The organism is Bacillus sp. FSL K6-0255 (assembly GCF_045040725.1).
Lineage (GTDB): Bacteria > Bacillota > Bacilli > Bacillales > Bacillaceae > Bacillus > Bacillus subtilis.
The window spans coordinates 3,233,826-3,249,983 of the sequence record NZ_CP150278.1 but is presented as its reverse complement, the minus strand read 5'-3'; the positions used below and the strand labels follow the sequence as shown (position 1 = coordinate 3,249,983).

At 44.3% G+C, this 16,158-nt stretch carries 22 protein-coding genes and 1 riboswitch; of the genes, 20 read left to right on the top strand and 2 right to left on the bottom strand.

Going from position 1 to position 16,158, the window contains the following annotated elements:
* Positions 1-4: 4 nt before the first annotated feature.
* From MHB62_RS17005 to glxB, 20 genes are all read left to right on the top strand, one after another.
* Positions 5-1,180 carry an acetyl-CoA C-acetyltransferase gene (locus MHB62_RS17005; protein ID WP_003228574.1) on the top strand — a complete coding sequence of 392 codons (1,176 nt, stop codon included), beginning with the start codon at positions 5-7 and terminating at the stop codon, positions 1,178-1,180.
* Positions 1,181-1,194: 14 nt separating this feature from the next.
* A complete protein-coding gene (gene fadE, locus MHB62_RS17000; RefSeq protein ID WP_003244094.1) occupies positions 1,195-2,979 on the top strand; it encodes an acyl-CoA dehydrogenase FadE in 1,785 nt (594 codons plus the stop codon).
* A gap of 110 nt (positions 2,980-3,089) precedes the next feature.
* Positions 3,090-3,446, top strand: a complete 357-nt coding sequence (locus MHB62_RS16995) for an arsenate reductase family protein (protein ID WP_003222779.1) — start codon at positions 3,090-3,092, stop codon at positions 3,444-3,446.
* A 66-nt stretch (positions 3,447-3,512) separates the two neighbouring features.
* Entirely contained in the window at positions 3,513-3,896 is a 384-nt protein-coding gene (gene gcvH, locus MHB62_RS16990; protein WP_003222781.1) for a glycine cleavage system protein GcvH, read from the top strand.
* Between the two features lie 55 nt (positions 3,897-3,951).
* Entirely contained in the window at positions 3,952-4,188 is a 237-nt protein-coding gene (locus MHB62_RS16985; protein WP_003228581.1) for a YusG family protein, read from the top strand.
* A gap of 77 nt (positions 4,189-4,265) precedes the next feature.
* On the top strand, positions 4,266-4,628 hold the full coding sequence (locus MHB62_RS16980) for a toprim domain-containing protein (protein WP_003242679.1): 363 nt from the start codon (positions 4,266-4,268) through the stop codon (positions 4,626-4,628).
* 1 nt (position 4,629) lies between these two features.
* Positions 4,630-4,950 (top strand): thioredoxin family protein, encoded by a 321-nt coding sequence (locus MHB62_RS16975; protein ID WP_003228585.1) that lies wholly within the window; start codon positions 4,630-4,632, stop codon positions 4,948-4,950.
* A 106-nt stretch (positions 4,951-5,056) separates the two neighbouring features.
* Positions 5,057-5,401, top strand: a complete 345-nt coding sequence (locus MHB62_RS16970) for an SCP2 sterol-binding domain-containing protein (RefSeq protein ID WP_003228587.1) — start codon at positions 5,057-5,059, stop codon at positions 5,399-5,401.
* 114 nt (positions 5,402-5,515) lie between these two features.
* Positions 5,516-5,622: riboswitch (SAM riboswitch) on the top strand.
* 105 nt (positions 5,623-5,727) lie between these two features.
* A complete protein-coding gene (gene metN / locus MHB62_RS16965) occupies positions 5,728-6,753 on the top strand; it encodes a methionine ABC transporter ATP-binding protein MetN (protein WP_003242531.1) in 1,026 nt (341 codons plus the stop codon).
* Positions 6,746-7,414 carry a methionine ABC transporter permease MetP gene (metP, locus tag MHB62_RS16960; protein WP_003228593.1) on the top strand — a complete coding sequence of 223 codons (669 nt, stop codon included), beginning with the start codon at positions 6,746-6,748 and terminating at the stop codon, positions 7,412-7,414. The genes metN and metP overlap by 8 nt, the downstream gene beginning before the upstream one ends.
* 13 nt (positions 7,415-7,427) lie before the next feature.
* Positions 7,428-8,252: a methionine ABC transporter substrate-binding lipoprotein MetQ gene (metQ, locus tag MHB62_RS16955; protein ID WP_032722486.1), complete on the top strand. Its 825-nt coding sequence runs from the start codon at positions 7,428-7,430 to the stop codon at positions 8,250-8,252.
* A gap of 285 nt (positions 8,253-8,537) precedes the next feature.
* Positions 8,538-8,915, top strand: a complete 378-nt coding sequence (locus MHB62_RS16950) for a carboxymuconolactone decarboxylase family protein (RefSeq protein WP_014477920.1) — start codon at positions 8,538-8,540, stop codon at positions 8,913-8,915.
* Positions 8,916-9,108: 193 nt separating this feature from the next.
* On the top strand, positions 9,109-9,246 hold the full coding sequence (locus tag MHB62_RS16945) for a hypothetical protein (RefSeq protein WP_003228600.1): 138 nt from the start codon (positions 9,109-9,111) through the stop codon (positions 9,244-9,246).
* A 193-nt stretch (positions 9,247-9,439) separates the two neighbouring features.
* Entirely contained in the window at positions 9,440-10,225 is a 786-nt protein-coding gene (sufC, locus tag MHB62_RS16940; RefSeq protein WP_014477918.1) for a Fe-S cluster assembly ATPase SufC, read from the top strand.
* 17 nt (positions 10,226-10,242) lie between these two features.
* Positions 10,243-11,556, top strand: coding sequence for a Fe-S cluster assembly protein SufD (sufD, locus tag MHB62_RS16935; RefSeq protein ID WP_032722484.1), 1,314 nt, complete (start codon positions 10,243-10,245; stop codon positions 11,554-11,556).
* Complete coding sequence (sufS, locus tag MHB62_RS16930) at positions 11,556-12,776, top strand: cysteine desulfurase SufS (RefSeq protein WP_003228604.1); 1,221 nt, start codon at positions 11,556-11,558, stop codon at positions 12,774-12,776. The genes sufD and sufS overlap by 1 nt, the downstream gene beginning before the upstream one ends.
* Positions 12,766-13,209, top strand: coding sequence for a Fe-S cluster assembly sulfur transfer protein SufU (gene sufU, locus MHB62_RS16925; protein ID WP_003222809.1), 444 nt, complete (start codon positions 12,766-12,768; stop codon positions 13,207-13,209). Before sufS ends, sufU begins: the two co-directional genes overlap by 11 nt.
* A 20-nt stretch (positions 13,210-13,229) precedes the next feature.
* Positions 13,230-14,627 (top strand): Fe-S cluster assembly protein SufB, encoded by a 1,398-nt coding sequence (gene sufB / locus MHB62_RS16920; RefSeq protein WP_003228608.1) that lies wholly within the window; start codon positions 13,230-13,232, stop codon positions 14,625-14,627.
* A gap of 269 nt (positions 14,628-14,896) precedes the next feature.
* The gene (locus MHB62_RS16915; RefSeq protein WP_009968126.1) at positions 14,897-15,175 is read left to right on the top strand and encodes a helix-turn-helix transcriptional regulator; all 279 of its coding nucleotides are present in this window, start codon (positions 14,897-14,899) and stop codon (positions 15,173-15,175) included.
* A gap of 110 nt (positions 15,176-15,285) precedes the next feature.
* On the top strand, positions 15,286-15,669 hold the full coding sequence (gene glxB / locus MHB62_RS16910; RefSeq protein WP_003243237.1) for a methylglyoxalase: 384 nt from the start codon (positions 15,286-15,288) through the stop codon (positions 15,667-15,669).
* A 63-nt stretch (positions 15,670-15,732) separates the two neighbouring features.
* On the opposite strand, the gene MHB62_RS16905 is transcribed toward glxB, so the two are convergent.
* Entirely contained in the window at positions 15,733-16,008 is a 276-nt protein-coding gene (locus tag MHB62_RS16905) for a hypothetical protein (protein ID WP_003243521.1), read from the bottom strand.
* Positions 16,008-16,154 (bottom strand): acid-soluble spore protein SspG, encoded by a 147-nt coding sequence (gene sspG, locus MHB62_RS16900; protein WP_003228613.1) that lies wholly within the window; start codon positions 16,152-16,154, stop codon positions 16,008-16,010. Before sspG ends, MHB62_RS16905 begins: the two co-directional genes overlap by 1 nt.
* Positions 16,155-16,158 lie beyond the last annotated feature (4 nt).

Here is a 16,158-nt window from a genome sequence, read left to right as displayed (position 1 = left end):
GCTTATGAAAGAGGCAGTCATTGTGTCAGGTGCAAGAACACCGGTTGGAAAAGCAAAAAAAGGATCGTTGGCCACCGTTCGCCCGGATGATTTGGGAGCGATTTGTGTAAAAGAGACACTGAAACGGGCAGGCGGTTACGAAGGCAATATTGACGATTTGATTATTGGCTGTGCAACGCCTGAAGCGGAGCAGGGGCTTAATATGGCGAGAAATATCGGTGCGCTCGCGGGCCTGCCGTACACGGTTCCGGCGATTACAGTTAACCGTTATTGCTCTTCAGGCCTTCAGTCTATTGCATATGCAGCAGAAAAAATTATGCTGGGCGCCTACGATACAGCGATCGCCGGCGGAGCAGAATCCATGTCGCAAGTTCCGATGATGGGGCATGTTACCCGTCCGAACCTTGCTTTGGCAGAAAAGGCACCGGAATATTATATGAGCATGGGCCACACAGCCGAGCAAGTCGCGAAAAAATACGGCGTCTCCCGTGAGGATCAAGACGCGTTTGCCGTTCGCAGCCACCAAAACGCTGCTAAAGCCCTTGCAGAAGGAAAATTTAAAGATGAAATTGTACCCGTAGAAGTGACGGTGACAGAAATCGGAGAAGACCATAAGCCTATGGAAAAACAGTTTGTGTTTTCTCAGGATGAAGGTGTTCGCCCGCAAACGACTGCAGACATCTTATCGACATTGCGCCCGGCCTTTTCCGTTGACGGGACGGTGACTGCGGGCAATTCCTCGCAGACGAGTGACGGAGCGGCGGCTGTCATGCTGATGGACCGGGAAAAAGCCGATGCTCTTGGCCTGGCCCCGCTTGTGAAATTCCGCTCCTTTGCAGTAGGCGGCGTGCCGCCGGAAGTGATGGGAATCGGACCGGTGGAAGCGATTCCGCGCGCTTTGAAGCTTGCCGGACTTCAGCTGCAGGACATCGGCTTGTTTGAACTGAATGAAGCTTTTGCCTCACAGGCCATTCAAGTAATCAGGGAATTGGGAATTGATGAAGAAAAAGTGAATGTCAACGGGGGCGCAATCGCGCTTGGACACCCGCTTGGCTGTACGGGCACAAAGCTTACACTCTCACTCATCCATGAAATGAAACGGAGAAACGAGCAATTTGGAGTCGTGACCATGTGTATCGGCGGCGGAATGGGAGCGGCCGGTGTATTTGAATTATGCTAAAGGGGGAAAAACAAATGGCAAAAAAAGCGGCTGACGTACAAAAAGGCGGCGGATTTTTAATCGAGGATGTCACATACGATCAAATGTATACACCGGAGGATTTCACTGACGAGCATAAAATGATTGCGAAAACAACAGAGGATTACATCGAGCAAGATGTTCTCCCTCATATAGATGATATCGAAAACCATCAATTCGAGCATTCTGTCAGACTGTTGAAGAAAGCGGGCGAACTAGGGCTGCTTGGCGCCGATGTGCCGGAAGAATACGGCGGGCTCGGCCTAGATAAAATCAGCTCGGCACTCATCACTGAGAAATTTTCGCGTGCAGGAAGCTTTTCTCTTTCTTATGGCGCGCATGTCGGTATCGGTTCCTTGCCGATCGTCTTTTTCGGGTCAGAAGAACAAAAGAAAAAATATTTGCCTGGACTCGCTTCAGGCGAAAAGATCGCCGCTTATGCTCTGACTGAGCCTGGCTCTGGGTCTGATGCACTTGGAGCAAAAACAACAGCTGTGCTGAATGAAGCAGGAACCCATTATGTATTAACAGGGGAAAAACAGTGGATTACCAACTCTGCTTTTGCCGATGTATTTGTGGTTTACGCTAAGGTAGACGGCGACAAGTTTTCAGCCTTTATTGTAGAAAAAGAGTTCCCGGGTGTCTCCACGGGACCGGAAGAAAAGAAAATGGGAATCAAGGGATCATCGACAAGAACCCTCATTCTGGATCAAGCTGAAGTGCCAAAGGAAAACCTGCTCGGAGAAATCGGCAAAGGGCATGTCATCGCCTTTAATATTTTAAACATCGGCCGTTACAAACTGGCGGTTGGCACAATCGGCGCATCTAAACGCGTCATCGAGCTGTCTGCGGCATACGCAAATCAGCGCCGCCAATTTAAAACGCCGATTGCTGGTTTTTCATTGACACAGGAAAAAATCGGGACAATGGCCTCAAGGCTGTATGCGATGGAAAGCTCTGTATACAGAACCGTCGGGCTGTTTGAAGACAATATGAGCCAGTTCACGGCCGAAGATCTCAAGGACGGCCGGCAAATCGCCAAATCGATTGCGGAATACGCCATCGAATGCTCTCTGAATAAGGTATTCGGCTCTGAAACGCTTGATTATATCGTTGATGAAGGCGTGCAGATTCATGGAGGCTACGGCTTTATGCAGGAATACGAAGTAGAAAGGGCCTATAGGGATTCAAGGATCAATCGGATTTTTGAAGGCACAAACGAAATCAACCGGTTAATCGTGCCAAGCACCTTCCTGAAAAAAGCGCTTAAAGGCGAGCTGCCTTTATTCGAAAAAGCGCAGTCGCTGCAGGAAGAACTCATGATGCTTATGCCTGAAGAGCCTGGAAGCGGCGTCTTAGAGCAGGAGAAATATATCGTCAAGCAAGCCAAAAAAATTGCGTTGTTTGCTGCCGGCCTAGCCGCGCAAAAATACGGAAAAGCGATCGATCGTGAGCAAGAAATTCTCGTGAACGTAGCGGATATCGTCAGCAATGTATACGCAATGGAATCAGCCGTGCTCAGAACGGAAAAGGCCATTGCCGCACAAGGCGCTGAAAAAGCAGCGCAAAAGGTGCTGTACACAGAAATTTTCGTTCAAGAGGCCTTTAACGAAATCGAAGCGCATGCAAAGGAATCCCTTATCGCAATGGAAGAAGGAGATTCACTCCGCATGATGCTTTCCGCTCTGCGCAAGCTGACACGCGTAACGCCTAAAAACGTGATTCAGAAAAAACGCGAGGCGGCGGCAGGCATTTTTGAGGCTGAGAAATATACTGTCTGATTGGCCATGAGCTCCGCATGCGCGGAGCTCTTTTTTAAGAAGCACTGTTTTAGGTTTTTAAAACAAACTGTGTTAAAATAACCTCGATTATTTTATTGAGGGGGAAGAAGATGTCGTTAACTTTTTACTGGTACCCTAAATGCGGAACGTGCCGCAAAGCAAAGAAGTGGCTTGAAGAGCATGGGAAAGAAATAAACGAAATACATATTGCTGAGCAGCCGCCAAGCAAAGAAGAATTAAAAGCGCTTTATGAAAAAAGCGGGCTGGATCTCAAGAAATTTTTCAACACGAGCGGCATGAAATACCGCGAGCTCAATCTCAAGGAAAAGCTGTATCATATGTCAGAGGACGAACAGCTCGAACTGCTGGCTTCAGATGGTATGCTAATTAAACGCCCGCTTACAACAGACGGCGAAAAAGTGACTGTCGGATTTAAAGAAGACCAATTTGAAGAAAACTGGGCTTAATGTAAATTTTTTTTGAAAAGTGTGGTATCTTCTTATTGTAGTGCTGTAAAAAATGGAGGGATTCAATTGAGCATACCAAAAGATTTGCGTTACTCAGGAGAACACGAGTGGGTAAAAGTTGAAGGAGAAAAAGCCAGAATCGGAATTACGCATTTTGCCCAGTCCGAACTAGGCGACATCGTGTTTGTCGAACTTCCTGAAGTGGGCGCTGAAATCAAAGCGGACGAGCCATTCGGCAGTGTTGAATCCGTTAAAACGGTATCTGAGCTTTATGCACCGATTAACGGAACGGTTGTGGAAGTAAACGAAGATCTTGATGACAGTCCGGAATTCGTCAACGAATCTCCGTACGAAAAAGCATGGATGATCGTCGTTGAGCCATCTGACGCTTCTGAAATTGAAAAACTGATGACAGCAGAGCAATACGAAGAGATGACACAAGAAGACTAAAACAGGATAGCCGTAAAAGCAATTGGACACGCTAACGTTATGGGAGGTGTCCAATATGGCTTTCGACAAACAAAAGCTCGATGTCACCAATGACGTGACAGGCCGCTTTCAAAATGGCCGGCTCTCGTTATATCATGATAATGAGATGATCGGCCAAATGACAAGCATGAATGAATATGAGCTTAAGTCCGGTTATTCCTTTGAAAATGAGAAATTTTATAAGACAGCCGATGTGGTCTCTGGAGACGACGCAAAATATGTAGATTGTGACTACGAAAACGGCTGGTGTTAATGTTGGCGGTGAATTTCACTGCCTTCTTTTACAATCTGAACATTTCAAATTTGACGCGGCAGGTGAACAAGATGAAGATGGATGAGCTGGAAAAGGTTATGATTGTCGAGGGGAAATCAGATAAAGAGAAAATCGAAAGCGTCCTGAATGAACCGATGCGCATTATCTGCACAAACGGAACAATCAGCCAGCTGAGGCTCGAGGAATTGGCTGACGAGCTTTATGATAAAGACGTCTATATATTAGTTGATGCTGATGAATCAGGTGAGAAATTGAGAAAACAGCTGAAGCGTGAATTTAATGAAGCCTGCCATCTCCATGTCGACAGAGCCTATAAGGAAGTAGCGGCTGCGCCCAGGCACCATATCGCTTCTGTATTGCTGCGTGCGAATCTGAATGTCCATACTATTTTTCTTGAAAGAAAGTCCCGAGGTGTATAGCATGAAAGAACTCCAAGAACACGAACTTGATCACATTGAAGATGATGTGTACCTTCTATATTTATATACTCCGTTTTGCGGCACCTGCCAGCTTGCAAGCAAAATGCTGACAGTGGTGAAAGAAATGCTGCCGGATGTCGCCTTCTATCAAAACAATGTCAATTACTCTCCGACATTCGCAAAAGCGTATCAAATTGAAAGCGTCCCTTGTTTTCTGCTGTTTAAAGGCGGAAAGATGGTCGAAAGAGGATATGCATTTCATTCCGTTTCTTATTTATATGAGCTGATCAAACAAAAATCATCTTCCGCATCCCATTTATGACATATTTCTCAGCATATCCAATGAAATTGTCGTTCGTTTTATAAAGGGGTTCTTGCGACAAAGAGAGAAATGTGTATGTATGACCAACAAATAGGAGGTTGTACATATGGAGAAAGCGGAAGTTTTAGAAGATGAGTATCAGCATCTGTTTTTAAAACCCCTTTTGAATGCCTCAACATTGCTCATTACCTTCCAAGGAGAAGCAGAAGCCTTAACCGTCTCAATAAACGAACAGGGAGAAATGAAAAAAGTTTCTCCGCCCCAAACGTCCAACCTGACCTTTTACGGAAACCAAACGGAAATTATTGATTTATTGCACGGAGACATTTCCCTTCAGCACCTTATTCAGAGCGGAAGCCTCAAAGTAAAGGGGTCATTCAGGGCCCTGTTAAAGCTGGAAGCCATTCTCTGGCTGACAAATGGATTTTTTCAGAGGATTTTAAAAAATTAAAAAATAATAAATTATTATAATAGTAAAAGTTGACATCATTTATTTTATTGACATTTAATCATTCGCCGTGCTATTCTACATTAAGAATTTCCGGACGAAAAAGACTATATATTTCTCTTATCAAGAGAGGTGGAGGGAAGTGCCCTATGAAGCCCGGCAACCATCAACACTGTTGAAATGGTGCCAATTCACACGAAGCGTTCAGCTTTGAAAGATGAGAGAAAGGCATTTTATATAAGCCTTTCTGCTCAAGTGTGCAGAAAGGCTTTTCTTTTGCAGAAAAAACCGGAAGATTTCTTAGAATAGTGTTAAGGCAGGTGATTGCTTTGATCAATCTTCAGGATGTTTCAAAAGTTTACAAGTCGAAACATGGAGATGTCAATGCTGTCCAAAACGTCTCGCTTTCCATTAAAAAAGGTGAGATTTTTGGAATTATAGGATATAGCGGAGCTGGTAAGAGTTCCTTAATCCGTCTGCTGAACGGCCTTGAGAAACCAACCTCAGGAACCGTGGAAGTGGCGGGAACCAAGATTAATGAAGTAAATGGACGCGGTTTAAGAAAAGCACGCCATGAGATCAGTATGATTTTCCAGCATTTCAATTTGCTTTGGTCGCGGACTGTCAGAGATAATATCATGTTTCCTTTAGAAATTGCCGGGGTGAAAAAGAGCGAGCGGATCAAGCGCGCCAATGAACTGATTAAACTGGTAGGTTTAGAAGGAAAAGAAAAATCTTATCCGTCCCAGCTGAGCGGCGGTCAGAAGCAGCGTGTCGGAATTGCCAGAGCGCTTGCAAACAATCCGAAGGTTCTTCTTTGTGACGAAGCGACATCAGCATTAGATCCGCAAACGACAGATTCAATTCTGGATCTATTGTCCGATATTAATGAAAGACTCGGTTTGACGATTGTGCTGATTACGCACGAAATGCATGTCATCCGCAAAATCTGCAACAGAGTCGCCGTCATGGAAAACGGCAAGGTGGTCGAAGAAGGCGAGGTTCTCGATGTCTTTAAAAATCCAAAGGAACAAATGACAAAACGATTTGTTCAACAGGTGACAGAGCCGGAAGAAACGAAAGAGACGCTTCAGCACCTTCTTGATGATACAGCATCAGGAAAAATGGTTCAGCTCACATTTGTCGGTGAGTCAGCTGAACAGCCTCTGATTACAGAAATGATCAGAAACTTCAATGTCAGCGTCAATATTCTGCAAGGGAAAATTTCGCAGACGAAGGATGGGGCTTACGGTTCACTGTTCATCCACATTGACGGAGACGAGGAAGAAGTGCAAAACGTGATCCGATTCATTAATGACAAACAGGTGAAAGCAGAGGTGATCACGAATGTTTGAAAAATACTTCCCGAACGTTGATTTAACTGAATTATGGAACGCGACATATGAAACACTTTATATGACGCTGATTTCTTTACTGTTTGCTTTTGTCATCGGGGTCATCCTCGGCTTGCTGCTCTTTCTGACGAGCAAAGGAAGCCTCTGGCAGAATAAAGCGGTCAACTCAGTGATTGCGGCCGTTGTTAACATATTCAGATCGATTCCGTTCCTTATTTTAATTATTTTACTATTAGGTTTTACGAAATTTTTAGTCGGCACGATCTTAGGGCCAAACGCCGCATTGCCGGCGCTGGTAATCGGCTCGGCACCATTTTACGCGCGCCTTGTTGAAATCGCGCTGCGTGAGGTGGATAAAGGTGTGATTGAAGCAGCTAAATCAATGGGCGCGAAAACGTCTACGATTATTTTCAAAGTGCTGATTCCGGAATCAATGCCTGCTCTTATTTCTGGCATTACGGTTACAGCCATTGCTTTGATCGGCTCAACGGCAATTGCCGGAGCCATTGGTTCAGGAGGCCTTGGAAACCTTGCGTACGTAGAAGGATATCAGTCTAATAACGCTGATGTTACCTTCGTTGCTACTGTGTTTATTTTAATCATCGTGTTTATTATTCAAATCATCGGTGATCTAATAACAAATATTATAGACAAAAGATAAGGGAGGATTTACATTGAAAAAGCTATTTTTGGGTGCATTACTGCTTGTATTTGCAGGAGTTATGGCTGCCTGCGGTTCGAATAACGGCGCTGAATCCGGCAAGAAAGAAATTGTCGTTGCGGCAACGAAAACACCGCATGCGGAAATTTTAAAAGAAGCTGAACCATTGCTGAAAGAAAAAGGCTATACGCTGAAAGTGAAAGTGCTTAGTGATTACAAAATGTACAACAAAGCTTTAGCTGATAAAGAAGTGGACGCGAACTACTTCCAGCACATTCCTTACCTTGAGCAAGAAATGAAAGAAAACACAGATTACAAACTTGTGAATGCCGGTGCTGTTCACTTAGAGCCATTCGGTATTTACTCTAAAACATACAAATCACTGAAAGACCTTCCAGACGGTGCGACAATCATTCTGACAAACAACGTTGCTGAACAAGGCCGTATGCTTGCAATGCTTGAAAACGCTGGATTAATCACTCTTGATTCTAAGGTAGAAACAGTTGACGCAACATTGAAAGACATTAAGAAAAACCCGAAAAACCTTGAATTCAAAAAAGTAGCGCCTGAATTAACGGCAAAAGCATATGAAAACAAAGAAGGAGACGCGGCCTTCATCAATGTAAACTATGCGATCCAAAATAAATTAAATCCTAAAAAAGATGCAATTGAAGTAGAATCAACGAAAAACAACCCATACGCTAACATCATCGCAGTAAGAAAAGGCGAAGAAGATTCTGCAAAAATCAAAGCACTGATGGAAGTTCTTCACTCTAAAAAGATCAAAGACTTCATCGAGAAAAAATACGACGGAGCTGTGCTTCCTGTATCTGAATAAGACTGAAACCCCGGATGAGAATTCCGGGGTTCAATTATTGACAAAGCCCTAAAACGATATTCGTTTTAGGGCTTTGTCATCTTTTCAGCGTGATTGAAAACCCTTGAAGTCTAGGAAGGCCGAGCATTGGAGCGGAGCGAATGTTGCAATTCGTGAGCACCAACGCGCAGGTCTGACAACGAATGCGAGGGTTTGCTGACACGGTGAAACCCGGGATGAGAATTCCGGGGTTTTTTTCGCGTATTTTCCTAAAAGCTGTTCATAATAAAAAGGAATGTTAAACAGATGGAGGGATTTTCTTTGAATCAAGACAGAGGAAGCATGCAGGACGCGTTAAAACAATATAAACATGGTTTAGGCACATTTGAACAAAAGATGCCGCTGATGGGAAGGAAATTTAACGAATTTACTGAACAGTGCTTTGCCGGGAATTCTCTGACTGAAAGAGAAAAACAGCTGATCGCCCTCGGAATTGCCATCAATGCTCAGGACGAATATTGCATGATCTATCATACAAAAGGCTGTCTCGATCAGGGAGCGACAGAAGAAAACATTCTCGAAGCCGTCAGTGTGGCAGCGGCATTTGGAGGCGGCGCAGCTTTCAGCCAAGGCGTGACAGTCGTTCAACAGTGCATTGAGGAATTCGGAAACACCACGCATTAAGAGAAGGAATATTCCGAAAAACCATTCTCATTTGTTCTGAAAGGATGCTTTCGTCTCATCTGCCGCTATTTCACGCCAAATCGTTTTTGCGTCATCCAACGCAGCACTGGTACAATAAAAAGCAAATATATGAAGGGATTGATTCATTATTTGCAGCAGCCAGGACAGACTGAACCTCGATTATACGTCAGAAATGGAAAAAGCGATGCAGCTGTCACACGGAATTGGATACGAGGAATATGGACGCCGGCTGGAAACAAGAATGAAAGTAGAGCGGCAGAGAGAGCTTGATTACGAAAAAAGCAAGCGGATTTCTGCGGGAGCTTATTGAGAAAATCAATCTTTTAAAAAAGGGTGGGAATCCACTCTTTTTCTTTTTCAATCGCTTTAATAAAGTGCTGATCTTTGTTAAACTTGAGGAATGTGCTAGGCACGATAAAAAGTTGTATTTACTTTTCATTTGTTATAAAATTAGAATGAGAATAAAATGAGAATAATGATTATATATTTTTGGAGGTATAGATATGGCTGCTTCAACATTAACGATCAAAGATCTTCACGTTGAAATCGAAGGGAAAGAGATCTTAAAGGGTGTAAACCTTGAAATAAAAGGTGGAGAATTCCACGCAGTAATGGGCCCGAACGGAACTGGTAAATCCACTTTATCAGCTGCTATTATGGGGCATCCTAAATATGAAGTAACAAAAGGCAGCATCACGCTTGACGGCAAAGATGTACTGGAGATGGAAGTGGACGAGCGTGCGCAGGCAGGCTTATTCCTTGCGATGCAGTACCCAAGTGAAATCAGCGGTGTGACAAATGCCGACTTCCTTCGCTCAGCAATCAACGCGCGCAGAGAAGAAGGCGATGAAATTTCTCTCATGAAATTCATCCGCAAAATGGACGAAAACATGGAGTTCCTTGAAATGGACCCTGAAATGGCTCAGCGCTATCTTAACGAAGGCTTCTCAGGCGGGGAGAAAAAACGCAACGAAATCCTTCAATTAATGATGATTGAACCGAAAATCGCCATCCTTGATGAAATTGACTCAGGTCTTGATATTGACGCTTTGAAAGTTGTATCAAAAGGGATCAACAAAATGCGCAGCGAAAGCTTCGGCTGCCTGATGATCACTCACTATCAGCGCCTGTTAAACTACATCACTCCGGATGTTGTTCACGTTATGATGCAAGGCCGCGTTGTAAAATCCGGCGGTGCAGAGCTTGCTCAGCGTCTTGAAGCAGAAGGTTATGACTGGATCAAACAAGAACTTGGCATTGAAGACGAAACTGTTGGCCAAGAAGCGTAAGCGTTAGGGGGATTAATATGACACTAGGTACAAAACTATCCGTAGATCAGGAGTATCTCAAAAGCTTTTCCGAAAAGCACCAAGAACCTGCCTGGCTGAAGAACCTGCGCTTACAGGCTCTTGAACAAGCTGAGGATCTGCCGATGCCGAAACCTGACAAAACAAAAATCACAAACTGGAACTTCACGAATTTCGCGAAGCATACAGTGGATAACGAACCGCTTTCTTCATTAGAAGATTTGACTGATGAAGTAAAAGCGCTGATCGACATTGAAAACGAAGATAAAACATTATACGTACAGCGTGACCAGACGCCGGCACATCTTTCTCTTTCTCAAGAATTGAAAGACAAAGGCGTCATCTTCACTGATATTCTGACTGCTGCACGCGAGCACAGCGACTTGGTGGAGAAATACTTTATGAAGGACGGCGTGAAGGTTGACGAACATAAGTTAACTGCACTTCACGCGGCTCTTGTTAACGGAGGAGCATTCCTTTATGTTCCGAAAAATGTTCAGGTGGAGACGCCGGTTCAGGCTGTTTATGTCCACGAAAGCAATGATACAGCTCTATTCAACCACGTGCTGATTGTGGCTGAAGACCACAGCTCTGTAACATATGTAGAAAACTACATCAGCACTGTAAACCCGAAAGACGCTGTCTTCAATATTATCAGTGAGGTCATCACAGGTGATAATACCAGCGTGACATACGGTGCGGTGGATAATCTGTCAAGCGGTGTGACAACTTATGTGAACCGCCGCGGTGCTGCGCGCGGACGCGACAGCAAAATCGAGTGGGCTCTTGGCCTGATGAACGACGGCGACACGATTTCCGAAAATACAACAAACCTTTACGGTGACGGCACATACGGCGATACGAAAACGGTTGTTGTCGGAAGAGGAGAGCAAACAGAAAACTTCACAACACAAATCATCCATTTCGGTAAAGCTTCTGAAGGCTATATCTTGAAGCACGGTGTGATGAAGGATTCCGCTTCTTCTATCTTTAACGGAATCGGCAAAATCGAACATGGCGCTTCTAAAGCGAATGCGGAGCAAGAATCACGCGTGCTGATGCTCAGCGAAAAAGCACGAGGAGACGCAAACCCTATTCTTTTAATTGACGAAGACGATGTAACTGCAGGACATGCGGCATCTGTCGGCCGTGTGGACCCTATTCAGCTTTACTACCTGATGAGCCGCGGAATTCCGAAAGAAGAAGCAGAACGCTTAGTCATTTACGGATTCCTTGCACCGGTAGTAAATGAACTTCCGATTGAAGGCGTTAAGAAACAATTAGTTTCTGTTATCGAAAGGAAAGTGAAGTAATGAATATCACAGATATTCGTGAACAGTTCCCGATCCTTCATCAGCAAGTGAACGGACATGATCTCGTTTATCTCGACAGCGCGGCGACTTCCCAGAAGCCGCGTGCTGTCATTGAAACACTGGATAAGTATTATAACCAATACAATTCCAATGTTCACCGGGGCGTCCATACACTTGGAACCAGAGCGACAGATGGTTATGAAGGAGCGCGTGAAAAAGTCCGCAAGTTTATTAACGCGAAGTCAATGGCTGAGATTATTTTCACAAAAGGCACGACCACATCACTGAATATGGTGGCGTTAAGCTATGCGCGCGCCAACCTGAAACCTGGTGATGAAGTGGTCATCACCTACATGGAGCATCATGCGAATATCATTCCGTGGCAGCAGGCTGTAAAAGCAACTGGCGCCACATTAAAATATATTCCGTTGCAGGAAGACGGAACGATTTCTTTAGAAGACGTCAGAGAAACGGTCACAAGCAACACAAAAATTGTTGCGGTGTCTCATGTATCTAATGTTCTCGGCACGGTCAACCCGATTAAAGAAATGGCGAAAATCGCTCATGACAATGGGGCTGTCATTGTGGTGGACGGTGCACAAAGCACGCCTCACATGAAAATTGACGTGCAGGATCTCGATTGCGACTTCTTTGCGCTTTCTTCCCATAAAATGTGCGGACCTACCGGTGTTGGTGTGCTGTACGGAAAGAAAGCCCTGCTGGAAAACATGGAGCCTGCCGAATTCGGCGGTGAAATGATTGACTTTGTCGGGCTTTATGAATCAACTTGGAAAGAGCTTCCGTGGAAATTCGAAGCGGGTACGCCGATTATTGCAGGAGCAATCGGCCTCGGTGCCGCCATTGATTTTCTCGAAGAAATCGGTCTTGATGAGATTTCCCGCCATGAGCACAAGCTTGCAGCTTATGCGCTTGAACGCTTCCGCCAGCTTGACGGCGTAACGGTTTACGGGCCGGAAGAGCGTGCCGGGCTTGTCACATTTAACCTTGATGATGTTCATCCGCACGATGTGGCGACTGTGCTTGATGCGGAGGGAATTGCAGTCAGAGCCGGCCACCATTGTGCGCAGCCGCTGATGAAATGGCTGGATGTAACTGCTACTGCAAGAGCAAGCTTTTATCTGTATAATACAGAGGAAGAGATTGATAAGCTTGTGGAAGCTCTTCAAAAGACAAAGGAGTATTTTACAAATGTCTTTTAATGCAAACTTAGATACATTGTACAGACAGGTGATTATGGATCATTACAAAAACCCGCGCAATAAAGGGGTTTTGAATGACAGCATCGTCGTGGATATGAACAATCCGACATGCGGCGACCGCATCAGACTGACAATGAAGCTTGACGGAGACATCGTGGAAGATGCGAAGTTTGAAGGGGAAGGCTGTTCCATTTCAATGGCTTCCGCTTCGATGATGACTCAGGCGATTAAAGGGAAAGATATTGAAACTGCCCTTTCCATGTCTAAGATTTTCTCGGATATGATGCAAGGGAAAGAGTATGATGATTCTATAGATCTCGGGGATATTGAAGCCCTTCAAGGCGTTTCAAAATTCCCGGCCCGTATCAAATGTGCAACCCTCTCATGGAAAGCACTTGAAAAAGGAGTCGCGAAAGAAGAAGGCGGCAATTAAAAGGATTGGAGTGAAAATGGATGGCTAAAAAAATGCCTGATATTGGTGAATACAAGTATGGTTTTCACGACAAGGACGTTTCCATTTTCCGTTCAGAGCGCGGATTGACAAAAGAAATCGTAGAAGAAATTTCTCGCATGAAAGAAGAGCCTCAATGGATGCTTGACTTCCGCTTGAAATCACTTGAGCATTTCTACAATATGCCGATGCCTCAATGGGGCGGAGATTTAAACTCACTGAACTTTGACGAAATTACGTACTACGTAAAACCGTCTGAGCGTTCAGAGCGTTCTTGGGATGAAGTTCCTGAAGAAATTAAGCAAACATTCGACAAGCTCGGTATTCCTGAAGCTGAACAAAAATACCTTGCGGGTGTTTCTGCTCAGTACGAATCTGAGGTTGTATACCACAACATGAAAGAAGATCTTGAAGCGCAAGGCATCGTCTTTAAAGACACTGACAGCGCGCTGAAAGAGAATGAAGATATTTTCCGTGAGCACTGGGCAAAAGTAATCCCGCCGACTGATAACAAGTTTGCGGCGCTTAACTCAGCTGTTTGGTCCGGCGGATCTTTCATCTACGTGCCTAAAGGCGTGAAGGTTGAAACACCGCTACAAGCTTACTTCCGTATCAACTCTGAGAACATGGGTCAGTTCGAACGTACACTGATCATTGTTGACGAAGAAGCAAGCGTTCATTATGTTGAAGGCTGTACTGCGCCTGTTTACACAACAAACTCACTTCACAGTGCGGTCGTTGAGATCATCGTGAAAAAAGGCGGCTACTGCCGTTATACAACGATCCAAAACTGGGCGAACAACGTTTACAACCTTGTAACAAAGCGTACAGTCTGTGAAGAAAACGCAACAATGGAATGGATCGACGGCAACATCGGTTCTAAGCTGACAATGAAATATCCGGCTTGTATCCTAAAAGGCGAAGGCGCGCGCGGTATGACGCTTTCTATCGCTCTTGCGGGTAAAGGCCAGCATCAGGATGCAGGTGCGAAAATGATTCACCTTGCACCAAACACATCATCTACAATCGTATCAAAATCGATTTCAAAACAGGGCGGAAAAGTAACGTACCGCGGAATCGTCCACTTCGGACGCAAAGCGGAAGGCGCCCGCTCTAACATCGAGTGTGATACGCTCATTATGGATAACAAATCAACTTCTGACACAATTCCTTACAATGAAATCTTAAATGATAACATTTCATTGGAGCACGAAGCGAAAGTGTCTAAAGTATCTGAAGAGCAGCTCTTCTACTTGATGAGCCGCGGTATTTCTGAAGAAGAAGCAACTGAAATGATCGTAATGGGCTTTATCGAGCCATTCACAAAAGAGCTTCCGATGGAATACGCAGTTGAAATGAACCGTTTGATTAAGTTCGAAATGGAAGGTTCTATCGGTTAATGATGAAAACTCCTTTGTTTATCAAGGGGTTTAGAGATAGTTATCAACTTTAAAATGGCCGGCGTGCCGAATTTGATTGTAGAAGACGAACTTTTGAAGTTCGTCTTCTTTTATTTTTCAGAGACATATCCACTGTTATTTTAATGGTTTTAATTCCTTATCGATTAGAATATTTCAGACCTGCGCCGGATAGGTTCAGTTTCTATATCACGCAACCATACAGTTGCTTATACTTGACATGCAACTAATGGGTTGCTTATACTCAATATATGAATGGGAACAAAGACGCTATATTCAAAGCACTCGGCGATTCGACTCGGCGGCTTATATTAGACGAATTATCTGAACGCAACGAGCTGACGTTGTATGAACTTACGATACGTCTTATTACAAAGTACGACCTTTCTATTACGCGACAGGCGATAGCTAAACACCTTTCTGTACTGGAGGATGCAGGACTCGTAACATCAAAACGAAAGGGAAAATATCGAGTACTTATATTCAACAACGAACCGCTTAAAAATTTGCTGAAAGGATGGATAGAATAATTTTATAAAATCAGAACAGGGCCTCTGATAAATGTGTGGGTTGTTTTGCTTGTAGCCAGATTGTTAGCATAGTACCATGCTTCATTCATATCGAAGGAGGGAAAAACAGTATGAAAATCGTTGTTACCAGTATATTTGTACAAGATCAAGACATGGCACTGGAGTTTTATACAGAAAAACTTGGGTTTATAAAAAAGGAAGACGTTCCCATGGGGAAATTCAGGTGGATAACGCTTGTTTCTCCAGATGATCAAGACGGAACCGAGCTTTTACTCGAACCGAATGAACATCCTGCCGCCAAGGAGTATCAAAAGAAGATATTCTCCGAAGGCCTCCCGGCCACAATGTTTGGCGTTGCAGATATTCAAAAAGAGTACAACCGATTAAAGGAAAAAGGCGTGACGTTTACGACGGAACCGACAAAAATGGGCGAAGTCACAATAGCTGTCTTCGACGATACATGCGGTAACCTTATTCAAATTGTACAGAAGTAACCGATTCAGTCGCGTCCTTTTTGTATGCAGAAGAAAAACCGCTGGCCGAGGGGCCGCGGTTTTTTACTCTTCTTCTGTCTCTTGATTGATAATTTGCTTTACAGATGATCTGCTGTTATTTTCTCTGTTCATCTCTCGCAATTGAGTATAAGCCATATCGAATTCCTCTTTTGTCATCTGCTTTGCGGCTAATGCAGAGCATAATATAGCAAAAGCAATTGGCATTGTATCAATGTGAATGTCGATATGGACCTCTGAGTTGCCGCTGTTTTTGATAACAGATTCAGTAGTGGGTATCTCTTGAGTATGTCTGTTAAGAGGAATGATGTTTTCGTTCATTAGTCTTCTCCGTCTTGTGACTGCGCCTGTGCCTGATCCTGATCTGTGTTCACGCTGACCACGACTTTTGCATTACCGCTGTTTTGGACTTTTGCCACTGCCGCATCGCGTCTGTTTTCTTCATTTTCATGACGATTTTCGCTCATGGTA